This is a genomic window from Caulobacter sp. P1_B12_2 (assembly GCF_056406675.1).
Map to the genome: position 1 here is coordinate 1 of NZ_JBFTZS010000027.1, position 11,745 is coordinate 11,745.

Sequence of the window (11,745 nt, forward strand, 5' to 3'; positions counted from 1 at the left end):
GCCTACAACACCATCGCCTATGACGAGATCCCGCCCGAGCGGATGAGCGCGGCGACCAGCTTCTACGCCACCTTCCAGCAGCTGATGCTGTCGCTGGGCATCTGCGTCGGGGCGGGCGCGCTACATGTCGGCATGCAGCTGGGCGGAACGGACCATCCGCGCCTGCGCGACTTCACCCTGGCCTTCCTGGTGGTCACCGCCGTCTCGGCCTCGGCGACGATCTGGAACCGGCGGTTCTCGCCCCAGGCGGGGGCCGAGCTGAGCGGGCACGGAGCGGTCGAGCCCAAGTCACAGCGCGGCTGAGACGGGGCTTCCCCCGATGGACGCCCGCCCGCGCCCCGTGCCAACCTTGCGCCGCCGGGTGTCGACCGGCGCTTGGACGAGGCCGGCATGGACTTCATGAAACTCCTGCGCAGCTTCGAGGAGTTCCTCTTCGAGGCGACGTCCTGGCTGGTCTTCTATCCGCTGACCCTGTGGCGGGTGCTGGTCCGGCCGCTGGAGACCATGGCCTATTCCGACGCCGAGCAGGGCGACGCCGAGACCGGGCGCTACGACGACGCCCTTACGCCGCCGCTGTTCCTGCTGATCACCATCGTGGTGATGAACCTGATCGCCATGGCCGCGCACATGCCGACTCCGCAGGGGACCAACACCCTGCAGCACGCGATCTTCGCCTCGCCCCAGAACGCCGCCCTGTTCCGCGCCCTGATCTTCAGCCTGGTCCCGCTGGTCGCCGCCGTGGTCCTGCTGCGCCGGCAGGGCGCGCGGTTGTCGCGCGAGAGCCTGCGTCCGCCCTTCTACGCCCAGTGTTACCTGGCCGGACCGACCGTGGTCTTCCTGAACGGCGGCGCGATCATCTTCCAGCGCCACGACATCTCCAACGCCTGGGGCCTGGGGTTGATGGCCGCGGGAATGATCTGGTTTCTGACCGTTCAGACCCGCTGGTTCGCCAGCCGGCTGGGGATCGGACCGCTTCGGGCGGCGGGGCTGGCCGTGGAGGCGCTGGTGCTGGCCCTGGCGGCCTTCCTCGCCGTCATCATCCCCGTGGCCCTGTTCTGACGCGGATTAAGAAAACTAAGCTTTGTAAATCGGGTGACGCCGCCCGCTTCCTCCGTCTAGGGTCCCGCCCAAAGTCGGAGGAGAATCCCATGCGTCTTGGACTGGTGCTGACCGCGATCGCGGCGTTGGCGACGTCTCCGGCCTTGGCCAGCCAGGACAAGACCCCGTACGGCGCGGTCGACCCGTTCATCGGCACGGGCGGCGACGGCCACACCTTCCCCGGCGCGGTCGCTCCGTTCGGCATGGTGCAGCTGAGCCCCGACACCGACATCCTGCCGTTCAAGCAAAGCTACGCCCGCGCCGCCGGCTACCGCTACAGCGACCCCACGATCCTGGGCTTCTCGCACACCCACTTCTCCGGCTCGGGCCATTCGGACCTCGGCGACATCCTGCTGGCCCCGGTCAGTGGCGAGGCGAAACTGGAGCCCGGCGAGGCCGACAAGCCGGGCTCGGGCTACCGCTCGCGCTTCAGCCACGACGGCGAGATCGCCCAGCCCGGCTATTACGCCGTGACCCTGACCGACAGCCAGGTGCGGGCCGAGCTGACGGCCGGCCTTCGCACCGGCATGYATCGCTACGCCTTCCAAAAGGGCGCGCGGGCCCAGGTGCTGCTCGACCTGCGCACCTCGATCTACAATTACCCGGGCAAGGTTTCGTGGTCGCGGATCCGCGTGGCCGAGGACGGCACGATCACCGGCATGCGCGAGACGCGCGGCTGGGCGCCCGGCCGCCAGCTCTATTTCGCCATCCGCTTCGACCGGCCGCTGGTCGGCAAGGCGCTGTACAACAAGGAAGAGGCCGTCCCTTACAAGGGGTTCGCCCAGCCCGGCAGGACCGCCTTCGACCGCGCCCAGATGGAGGGCCGGGCCCTGGTCGGCGTCTTCGATTTCGGGACCCTCGACGGACCGCTGGTCGCCAAGGTCGCCATCTCGTCGGTCAGCGAGGAGAACGCCGTCCTGAACCTGTCCAGCGACGAGAAGGGCTTCGACTTCGACGGCCTGCGGGCCCGCACCCGGGCCGACTGGGAGAAGGCCCTGGGCGCGGTCGAGATCGCCGCTCCGGCGCAGACGCGGACCAACGTCTACACCGCCCTCTACCACACCCTGCTGGCTCCCAGCGTGTTCAGCGACGTCGACGGCCGTTATCGCGGGCCGGACAACGAGGTCCACACGGCCAAAGGCTACACCTTCCACTCGACCTTTTCGCTGTGGGACACCTTCCGCGCCGAGCACCCGCTGCTGACCCTGGTCCAGCCGGAAAGGCGCACCAGCGATGTGGTCAATTCGCTGATCGCGTCCCAGCAGGAGAGCCCGTACGGGATCCTGCCGGTCTGGCAGTTCCACGGCCAGGAGACCTGGACGATGATCGGCTATCACGCCGTGCCGGTGATCGCCGACGCCTACATGAAGGGCATCCGGGGCTTCGACGAGAAGGCCGCGCTGGACGCCATGGTCAAGAGCGCCACCTATGCGCCCTATGGCGGCCTGGGCGACTACATGGCCCTCGGCTACGTGCCGATCGACAAGGAGCCGGAGGCGGCCTCCAAGACCGTCGAATACGCCTATGACGACTGGACCATCGCCCGCATGGCCAAGGCCATGGGGCGGAACGACGTGGCCGCGACCTTCGAGAAGCGGGCCGGAAACTGGCGCAACAGCTTCGACGTGAAGACCGGCTTCCTGCGGGCCAGGAAGAGCGACGGGACGTTCCGCACGCCGTTCGACCCGACGGCGATCAACTACGGATCCGACTACACCGAGGGCAACGCCTGGCAATATTCGTGGTTCGCGCCGCAGGACCTGGGCGGGATCGTCGGGCTGCTGGGCGGCGACGCGGCGACGGTGAAGAAGCTGGACGCCATGTTCGACTTCGACAATTCGAAGATCGACTACTCCCACGCCGAGGACATCGCCGGCCTGATCGGCCAGTACATCCACGGCAACGAGCCCAGCCACCACGTGGCCTACATGTACGACTACGCCGGCGCCCCGTGGCGCACCCAGGCGCGGCTGACCCAGATCGTGAAGAGCCAGTACAAGCCGACGCCGGACGGCCTGTCGGGCAATGATGACCTGGGCCAGATGTCGGCCTGGCTGGTGTTCACCTCGCTGGGCTTCTATCCGGTCGCGCCGGGCTCGAACGAGTATGTGATCGGCCGGCCGTTCGTGGAGAGGGCGGTGCTCAACCTGGAGGGCGGCAAGCGGTTCACGGTGCGGACCGTTGGCCTGTCGGACACCGCGCCCTACGTCGGTTCCGTCACCCTGAACGGCAAGCCGCTGACGCGGAGCTTCCTCCGCGACGCCGAGATCCGGGCCGGCGGCGAGCTGGTCTTCACGATGAGCGCCACGCCGAACAAGGCGTGGGCGTCGGGGGTCAAGGATCGGCCGATGTCGATGACGGGGTACGTGCGGTAGGGCGCTACGGTTTGACCCGCTCCAGCACCAGCAGCGACACCCCCTGGCGCGGCAGCTGGAAGGTCAGGGTCAGGCCGTCCTTGGCGCGAACCGGTGGCGGGCCGTCGATCGCGGCCAGCCCGCTGGCCTGTTCAAGGGCGTCATATTGGGCCTTGGTCGGGGCCGGGGGCGCGCCCATCCGCCGCCAGGCGCCGTAGACATTGCCGTGCTCCTCATCGACCCGGTAGTGAACCAGCTTGGCGCTGGCGAAGGCGCGGGGCAGGTCCTTGACGACCAGGCGCACCTCGGCGGCCGGACCGGGCAGGTCATCGTCATGATAGTTCCAGACCATGATCGCCAGGCGGTCCGGGCCCAGGCTGGCCAGGGTCCCGACATCGGGGCGGCCGCGCACGCCCTGGGTCAGGATCTCGTCGAGCGGGATCTGTCCCGAACTGCTCGCCGCGATCCGCTCGGGGCCCATCAGGCTGAACATCCGGAAGACATTGACCACCGCCAGGTCGAGCCCGTTGCTCGACAGCTGGCGGAAGCCGGCGAAATAGGGCTGGTCCTCGAACTCGAAGGCCCAGGTCAGGGCGCCGTCCAGGGTGACGCCGTGGCGGGCGGCCAGGTCATGCTCGCGGGCGAAGCTGGCGGCCGTGTAGCTGGAATAGACCGTGCCGTTGCGATAGCCGAGGTAGGGACCCTGGCAGGCGGCGCAGCCTTCGGGGTCGGACTCGCCGATCACGATCGGCTTGTTCTTGAGGGCCGGTCGCGCGGCGATCATGCCAAAGCCCTTGTCGATGCCCGCCAGCTGGGCGGCGATCCCCATCCGGACGTGGCCGTCGACGAAGCTGGGCGAGCCCTTGGCGTGGAAGGCCAGGAAGTCGGTCGGCGTGCCCTTCTGGCCGGTGGCGTAGTTGGTCCCTTCGCTCACATGGGTGAGGAAGTCCTCCATGAACTGGCCGCCGCTGCCGGCCACGTCCGGTCCGCCGACCTTGGCCGTGGGCAGGGCCCGCCGGACCCCGGCGACGGCGTAGTCATGCAGCTTGTGGAACTCCTGCGGCGTGCCCTTCCAGTAGGCGGGACCGTTGGGCTCGTTCCAGACCTCGAAATACCAGGTCTCGACCTCGGCCCGGCCATAGCGTTCGACGCAGTGGCGGACCCATTGGTAGGCCAGCTCCGACCACTTGTCGTAATCCTTGGGTGGATAGCCCCAGCCGCCGCTGATCAGGTTGTAATCGAACCCCGGCCGCCAGGCGTGCTGGTAGGGTTCGGGATGGGTCGACAGGGCCTGGGGCATGAAGCCGATCTGCACATAGGGCCGGACCCCGTTGGCCAGATAGGTGTCGAACAGGTGGTCGAGGATCGTCCAGTCATAGACCGGGCGGCCCTGGGCGTCCTCGGTATAGACATTGGTGCTGCCCCACTTCAGGGCGGGGGTCCCGTCGCCGGTGTTGAGCAGGTTGTGGGTGCGGAAATAGACCGCCTTGGGCGCCAGGGCTCCCAGATGGCTCAGCAGCTTGCGGCCGTCCTTCATGGTCGCGTAGTTCGGCTCGTCGGCCCCGAAGAACCGCCAGATCGGCCGCAGCTCGCCGACCGGCTTGCCGGCGTCGACGGTGATCTCGACTGGAACGGCGCGCGGCGCCTGGGCCAGCGCCGGCGGTCCCGCGAGCAGCAGGGCGGCCAGCAGGCCGAGAGCAACACCGTTGCGCATGATTTCGTCCCTCCCCGCCGCGGCGTCGTGCTTTACGCCGTCGGACGGGACCCAGCATGCATCGCCAGGGTGGCGACCGCAATTGTAGGACAAAAGAAACCCGGCTCGACTCAGAATCCCAGGCAGGTCGGTTGGGTGAGGATCAGCACCGCTTCCTGCGAGAACCGCGTCTTGTAGGCCTGGCGCACGGCGGAGAGCTTGTCCTCGTCGCCGGCGCGGCCGGGTAGGACGAGGATCACGATCTTGGACGGCTCGCGACCGACGACGCCATTGGCCCCGCGCCACTGGCCGGCAGCGTCGAGCACGGTCAGGCCGGCGGGGAAACGGGGGGTCAGTTCGGCGTCGACGAAGGCCTTGAAGTCGGCTTCCGAGACACCGAGATCGCCACCGATGTTGCGACCGAAGAACAGCTCCACCGTACGGCCCGGACCCTGGCCCACCGGGCAGGTGGCCGGCGCCAGGCTGGCGCAGCCGGAGAGCACCGCCCCGCTGGCCGTCAGGCCAAGGAGGGCGAGGAGCCGCATCCTAGCCGCCCACCGCCAGGTCGTCGGCGTGGATCATCGGGCCTTCGGTGAACCCCAGCTCGGCCTCGATGGCGTCCGAACGCAGGCCGGCGATGCGATGGGCGTCGGCGCTGTCGTAGCGGACCAGGCCCCGGGCGACCTCGCGGCCGTTCTCGTCGCGCACCCGGACCGCGTCGCCCTTGTCGAACGGACCCTCGATGGCGCGCACGCCGGCGCAGAGCAGGCTCTTGCCCTTGATCAGAGCGGCGGCGGCCCCGGCGTCGACCGTCAGCCAGCCCTGGGGAGCCAACGAACCGGCGATCCAGGCCTTGTAGGCCGCGGCGGGCGAGGCGCCGGCCTCGATCACGGTGGCCAGGGCCCCGTCCTCGATGGCCTGAAGCGGAGCAGGGCGCGAGCCCAGGGTGATCAGGGTGGCGCAGCCGGCGGCCCGGGCGATGCGGGCGGCGGCGATCTTGGTGGCCATGCCGCCTGTGCCCACGCCGGTGGCGGCGTTGGCGCCCTCGGCCATGCCGGCGATCTCGGGCGTGATCTCGGTCACCCGCTCGATGTGGGTGGCGGTCGGATCACGGCGCGGGTCGGCGGTGTAGAGGCCGTCGATGTCGGACAGCAGCACCAGCAGGTCGGCGCCGACCATCTGGGCCACGCGGGCGGCCAGGCGGTCGTTGTCGCCGTAGCGGATCTCCTCGGTCACCACCGTGTCGTTCTCGTTGACCACGGGCACGACGTTCAGGGCGATCAGGGTCTCGGCGGTGGCGCGGGCGTTCAGCCAGCGGCGGCGGGTCTCGGTGTCGTCGCGGGTCAGCAGGATCTGGGCGGCGACCACGCCGTGCGGCTCCAGCGCCTCTTCCCAGGCCCGCATCAGCACCGACTGGCCGGCGGCGGCGGCGGCCTGCTTCTCGGGCAGGGTTAGGGACTTGGCGCCGGTGAGGCCGAGGCGGCGGCGGCCCAGGGCCACGGCGCCGGACGACACGACCACGACCTGCTGGCCCCGGGCCCGCAGGCGAGCAACGTCGGCGCAGAAGGCGTCCAGCCAGGCGCGGTCGGCCGCCCCGGTGGCGGCGTCGRCCAGAAGGGCCGAGCCGACCTTGAAGACGATCCGCCTGGCGCGGCTGAGCGCTCCCCCCGCTGCTCCCCCCTGGGCGGACATCAGGGTTGCCAGCCCCCCGGGGTTTCCTCCTCGGGCGCCTCGTCGATCGCCGCCTCGGCGGGGGTCTCGCCCCGACGGATGCGCACCTGGATGAAGGCCGCGCGCAGCAGCTCGGTCACGCCTTTGCCGGAGACGCCGGAGACCAGCATCGGCTTGATGCCGGAGACGGCCTCGAGTTCGGCGCGCTTGGCTTCCAGCGTCTCGGGATCCAGCGCGTCGATCTTGTTCAGCGCCAGGATCTCGGACTTGTCGGCCAGCTCGTCGCCATAGGCTTCCAGCTCGGCGCGGATCGTGGTCCAGGCGGTGGCGATGTCGTCCTGCGTGCCGTCCACCAGGTGGATCAGCACCGCCGAGCGCTCGACGTGGCCCAGGAAGCGGGTGCCCAGGCCCGCGCCCTCGGAGGCGCCTTCGATCAGGCCGGGAATATCGGCCATCACGAAGCGCTCGCTGGTCGACAGGTCGACCATGCCGAGGTTGGGCGTGAGGGTGGTGAACGGATAGTCGGCGATCTTCGGCTTGGCCGCGCTGGCGGCGGCCAGGAAGGTCGACTTGCCGGCGTTGGGCAGGCCGACCAGACCGACGTCGGCGATCAGCTTCAGCCGCAGCCAGACCCACAGCTCCTCGCCGTCCTGGCCCGGATTGGCGTATTTCGGGGCCTGGTTGATCGGACCCTTGAAGTGCAGGTTGCCCCAGCCGCCGTTGCCGCCCCTGGCCAGGCGCAGGGTCATGCCGGCGGTGTCCATGTCGGCGATCAGCGTCTCCTTGTCCTCCTCCAGCACCTGGGTGCCGACGGGGACCTTGAGCACGACGTCGTCGCCGGCCGCGCCATGGCGTCCGCGGCCCATGCCGTGGATGCCCGTGCCGGCCTTGAAGTGTTGCTGATAACGGTAGTCGATCAGGGTGTTGAGCCCCTCGACCGCCTCGATCCAGATGTCGCCGCCTCGGCCGCCGTCCCCACCGTCGGGGCCGCCGTATTCGATGTACTTCTCGCGTCGGAACGAGACCGCGCCGCCGCCGCCGTTTCCGGAGCGGACATAGATTTTGCACTGGTCCAAGAATTTCATGAGCGTCTTTTGTCGCAAGGCGGCTTGTCCGTCGAGCCGAAACAGGTCCGCGGCCAAGCCTTGCGAGCGTTTAAAGGCCGGAATCCGGGGGTTATGGCGACGCTTTGCCGCGTCGAACCGCGTTCGTCATCGTGACGAAATGTTAAAAGAGATCATGCGACAAACGATCTCATGAGGAAACCGACAGGACCATTGCGCTGGGAGGGATGGCGTTGACGACGATTTCTGACGCCGATTTTGCGCATGACCTTCAGGATCTGACGCTGCCGACCCTGTGTCGCAAGTACACCCACGAAGCGTCGCTCCATCGGAACATGCTGATGAGCCGGGGCACGGGTCTGGCGCCCGAATGGCGCGACTTCCGCGCCTTCCTGAGCGCCATCGGCCGCCGCCCGACCGAAGAGCACAATTTCACCCTGCTCAATCGCAACGAACGCACCTACGGCCCCGGACGGGCGCGCTGGATGACGCCTGACGAACAGGCCGTCCACGAGGAAGAGTTCGACCGCCAGCAGGCCGCCAAGAGCCGCGAAACCCATCAGCTGCTGCACCAGGCCGCGGCGATGAAGCGCGCCCAGGCTCCGAACGCCCAGAATTTCGGTCAATGGACCCCGATGGCCGGCCGTCAGGTCAGCTACACCGAGGTGGCCAAGCGCCTGGCGATCCCGATCAACGCCCTGAACAAGACCATGGCCGACGGCCGCTCGGCCGACGAACTGGTCAAGCGCTCGGGCTCGGCCCAGGAACTGATCAATCCCGACCTGCAGTGGCTGCCGCCGGACCCGACCCGCAAGGCCAATTTCTTCGAAGCCTTCCGCATCTGGCACATGCAGGTGCAGCCGCAGTTCGCCCGCGCCGCCACGCCGACGTTCCTGTTCCTCTACATCGCCCTGCCGGTGATGAAGGAATGCCGCGACGAGCTGATGGCCCTGAGCCTGTGGAATCCGCTGGGCCAGCGGGCCATGAACGCCCGCGACACCCACGTGGCGTGGAAGAAGTATTGCGAGTTCATGCCGCGCGCCCAGGTGGCGATGATGGAAATCCCGATCTACGCGACCTATTCGCTGCTCAGCGATCTGGACGCCCTGTGCGAGCGGATCATCGTCGCCGAAAAGCGCTTCCGCGAAGGCCCGCAAAAGGTCATCGCCACGCACCGCGCGGCCTGATCTTCCCTCTTCCCCTTGCGGGGAAGGTGGCGGCGCAGCTGCCCGATGAGGGGCCTCTCAAAAGCAAAAGCCGCGATCAGCCGAAAGGCCGGTCGCGGCTTTGTCGTTTTTCAACCCCTCGCCCGACCCGCTTCGCGGGCCACCCTCTCCCGCAAGGGGAGAGGGATCGCGCTAGGCCAGCCAGACCATCATCCGGGTCGGCACGGGTTCGCCCCGCGCCGTCGACGGCTTGTGCTCGACGACGCCCGTGTAGAGGAAGCCGGTCTTGACCAGCACCTGGCCCGACGCCGGGTTGTCGGCGAAGTGGCCGGCGACGACCAGCTTCTTGCGCCAGTCGGTCCGGGCCCAGGCCAGGGCGCCCTGGGCGGCTTCCGTCGCCAGGCCGCGGCCCCAATAGGGCTGACCGACCCAGTAGCCGATTTCCAGGTGGCCGTCGGGSGGGGTGAAGAAGCCCAGCACCCCGACCACGCCCTCGTCCTCCAGGTCGATCACGAAGGTGGAGTCCTTGCGCCGGTCCTGGACCTGGCAGCGCGCGACGAAGCCGTCGGCGTCGCCCTGGGTGTAGGGCCAGGGCATGCGGGTGGTCATCTTGGCGATCGCATAGTCGCCGCACAGCGCCGCGATCCGCGACGCGTCATCGGATCTGGGAGCCCGCAGCCTCAGCCGCCGCGTCTCGATGATCGGACTCTTCTCGATCACGCACATCGCGCGCCTCCCGTTCTCTCGGTCCTTCTAGGTGGGGACCGTGTCGCTCGGATTTCAGGCCTGGGGTCCTTTTGGGGCCAAGAAATTTCGAGCGCGGACAAAACAAAAGCGGGGAGCCCGGCGTTCCGGACTCCCCGCTTAGGTTCGTCTGTCCGGATCGTCTTTCTTGAGGAAAGCGCGACCCGGTCTCTACGAGGTTCGCGCTATTCGGCGGCCTGAGCCGGAGCAGCTACGTTCACGTAGGTACGGTTGTTGCGCTTGGTGACAAAAGCCACCGCACCCTCGATGAGGGCGAACAGCGTGTGGTCCTTGCCCATGCCGACGTTGGCGCCGGGATAGAACTTGGTGCCGCGTTGGCGGATGATGATGTTGCCGGCGGCGACCTTTTGGCCACCGAACTTCTTCACGCCAAGACGACGGCCGGCCGAGTCGCGACCGTTGCTCGAAGAGCCGCCTGATTTCTTGTGAGCCATAGTGGCCTCCTAGTTCCTAGATCCGGTTTCTCTGGAGAGACCTGGATCGAGCTAATCGTTCATTGAGCCCCGTGAGGGTCTCAGGCTTCGGCTTCCGGAGCAGCTTCGGTCGCGGCCTTCTTCGGCGCGGCCTTCTTCTTCGGAGCGGCGGTTTCGGCCTCGGCCTTCACCGGCATGCTCGGGATCGTCGCCGGGACGGCGGCGTCACCCAGGCCGCGGGCGCGGGCGTTCAGGATCACCTTGGGGGTCAGGTCGATGACGCCGTCCCACTTGGTTTCCTTGCCGGCGCCGGCCACCGAGGTCACGCGCACGACCGACTCGGTCTGGCGGTGGCCACGGGTGCGGCGATAGCCCTGACGGCGGATCTTCTTGAAGATCTTCACCTTCTCGCCCTTGCGGGTTTCGAGAAGGGCGCCGGTCACGACCGCGCCTTCAATCAGGGGAGCGCCGATCGTCACGGCCTCGCCTTCGCCAAGCATGAGGACTTCGCCGAAAGCGACTTCCGAGCCCGGTTCACCGTCGAGCTTTTCGACAACCAGCAGGTCGCCGGCTTGGACCCGGTACTGCTTGCCGCCGGTTTTGATCACCGCGTACATAGGTTAGCGCCTTAAGAAACGTGCGTTCGCAAAATTGGGAACGCCCGCCAGGAAACCCAGCGGGCGAGGGGGCGGACTTATACAGCCGAAGCCCCGTGAGTCAACGGCGAGATGAGACATTCGCGTGACCCGCCGGCAACGCCCCGACGCGAATGCGAGAGTCATATGAGGGCTGGCGTGTTACAATATAACAGTCTAAAGCTCGGCGCGTGAACACGACCTTCTTCGCCTCCGTCGCCGCCACCGGTTTTGCCGTGGCCTTTCTGCATGCGGCCCTGCCGACGCACTGGCTGCCGTTCGTGCTGGTGGGCCGCGCCCAGAAGTGGACGACGGGGCGCACCCTTGGCGTCACCCTGCTGGCGGGCCTGGGCCATGTGGGCCTGACGATCCTGCTGGGCCTGGCGGTGGTGGCGGCGGGCCTGGTGGCCGAGCCGCACCTGGGGGGCTACTTCCATTGGATCGTCGGCGGACTGATGGCCGCGATCGGCCTCTTCTATCTGGTGCGGGGCCGTCATCGGCACGCGACGATGGACGGGGCCCGCAAGTTCGCCTCCGACCGGGCGGCCATCACCGCCCTGGTGCTGCTGCTGACCTTGTCGCCGTGCGAGGCCTTTCTTCCCTATTATCTGGCGGGCATGGAGCACGGGGTCGGCGGCTTCCTGGTGCTCAGCGCCGTGCTGCTGACCGCCACCTCGGCGGGCATGCTGGTGTTCACCGGCCTGAGCCTGGCCGGCTTCAACCGCCTGGGCCTGGACCGGCTGGAGCAGTACGAGGAGATCATCCTCGGCGGGGCGCTGATCCTGATCGGCGCGGCCGTGGCTTTTCTGAAGACCTGAACGCCGGGATGAGCGGCTTATAGGACTGGGATTGAGCCGCGCGCTTCCCCCCGGCCCCTATCGCTCCT

12 protein-coding genes are annotated in these 11,745 nt (G+C 68.2%); 5 read left to right on the forward strand and 7 right to left on the reverse strand.

The window, feature by feature from the left end; genetic code table 11:
* From AC1DZ6_RS03170 to AC1DZ6_RS03180, 3 genes are all read left to right on the forward strand, one after another.
* On the forward strand, window positions 1-303 hold a 303-nt coding region (locus tag AC1DZ6_RS03170), incomplete at its 5' end, for a hypothetical protein (protein ID WP_477095744.1).
* Window positions 304-390: 87 nt separating this feature from the next.
* The gene (locus tag AC1DZ6_RS03175; RefSeq protein ID WP_477095745.1) at window positions 391-1,059 is read left to right on the forward strand and encodes a hypothetical protein; all 669 of its coding nucleotides are present in this window, start codon (window positions 391-393) and stop codon (window positions 1,057-1,059) included.
* A gap of 89 nt (window positions 1,060-1,148) precedes the next feature.
* Complete coding sequence (locus tag AC1DZ6_RS03180) at window positions 1,149-3,473, forward strand: GH92 family glycosyl hydrolase (protein WP_477095746.1); 2,325 nt, start codon at window positions 1,149-1,151, stop codon at window positions 3,471-3,473.
* Between the two features lie 4 nt (window positions 3,474-3,477).
* Here the strand turns inward: AC1DZ6_RS03180 and AC1DZ6_RS03185 are convergent, their stop codons facing one another.
* The 4 genes from AC1DZ6_RS03185 to obgE all read right to left on the reverse strand — a co-directional run bounded on the left by AC1DZ6_RS03185 (window position 3,478) and on the right by obgE (window position 7,901).
* Window positions 3,478-5,166, reverse strand: a complete 1,689-nt coding sequence (locus tag AC1DZ6_RS03185) for a GH39 family glycosyl hydrolase (protein WP_477095747.1) — start codon at window positions 5,164-5,166, stop codon at window positions 3,478-3,480.
* Between the two features lie 110 nt (window positions 5,167-5,276).
* Window positions 5,277-5,690, reverse strand: a complete 414-nt coding sequence (locus tag AC1DZ6_RS03190; RefSeq protein ID WP_477095748.1) for a DUF3574 domain-containing protein — start codon at window positions 5,688-5,690, stop codon at window positions 5,277-5,279.
* Between the two features lies 1 nt (window position 5,691).
* A complete protein-coding gene (gene proB / locus AC1DZ6_RS03195; RefSeq protein WP_477095749.1) occupies window positions 5,692-6,837 on the reverse strand; it encodes a glutamate 5-kinase in 1,146 nt (381 codons plus the stop codon).
* Window positions 6,837-7,901, reverse strand: a complete 1,065-nt coding sequence (gene obgE / locus AC1DZ6_RS03200) for a GTPase ObgE (protein ID WP_477095750.1) — start codon at window positions 7,899-7,901, stop codon at window positions 6,837-6,839. The genes proB and obgE overlap by 1 nt, the downstream gene beginning before the upstream one ends.
* Window positions 7,902-8,113: 212 nt before the next feature.
* Here obgE and AC1DZ6_RS03205 point away from each other — a divergent pair, with 212 nt between their 5' ends.
* Window positions 8,114-9,067, forward strand: coding sequence for a hypothetical protein (locus AC1DZ6_RS03205; protein ID WP_477095751.1), 954 nt, complete (start codon window positions 8,114-8,116; stop codon window positions 9,065-9,067).
* 171 nt (window positions 9,068-9,238) lie between these two features.
* Here AC1DZ6_RS03205 and AC1DZ6_RS03210 read toward each other — a convergent pair whose 3' ends face one another.
* The 3 genes from AC1DZ6_RS03210 to rplU form a co-directional block, all read right to left on the reverse strand.
* A complete protein-coding gene (locus tag AC1DZ6_RS03210) occupies window positions 9,239-9,772 on the reverse strand; it encodes a GNAT family N-acetyltransferase (protein WP_477095752.1) in 534 nt (177 codons plus the stop codon).
* Window positions 9,773-9,975: 203 nt separating this feature from the next.
* On the reverse strand, window positions 9,976-10,245 hold the full coding sequence (gene rpmA / locus AC1DZ6_RS03215) for a 50S ribosomal protein L27 (protein WP_422182347.1): 270 nt from the start codon (window positions 10,243-10,245) through the stop codon (window positions 9,976-9,978).
* Window positions 10,246-10,325: 80 nt separating this feature from the next.
* Window positions 10,326-10,841: a 50S ribosomal protein L21 gene (rplU, locus tag AC1DZ6_RS03220; protein WP_477095753.1), complete on the reverse strand. Its 516-nt coding sequence runs from the start codon at window positions 10,839-10,841 to the stop codon at window positions 10,326-10,328.
* 209 nt (window positions 10,842-11,050) lie between these two features.
* Between rplU and AC1DZ6_RS03225 the strand changes: the two genes are divergently transcribed.
* Window positions 11,051-11,677, forward strand: coding sequence for a hypothetical protein (locus AC1DZ6_RS03225; RefSeq protein WP_477095754.1), 627 nt, complete (start codon window positions 11,051-11,053; stop codon window positions 11,675-11,677).
* Window positions 11,678-11,745 lie beyond the last annotated feature (68 nt).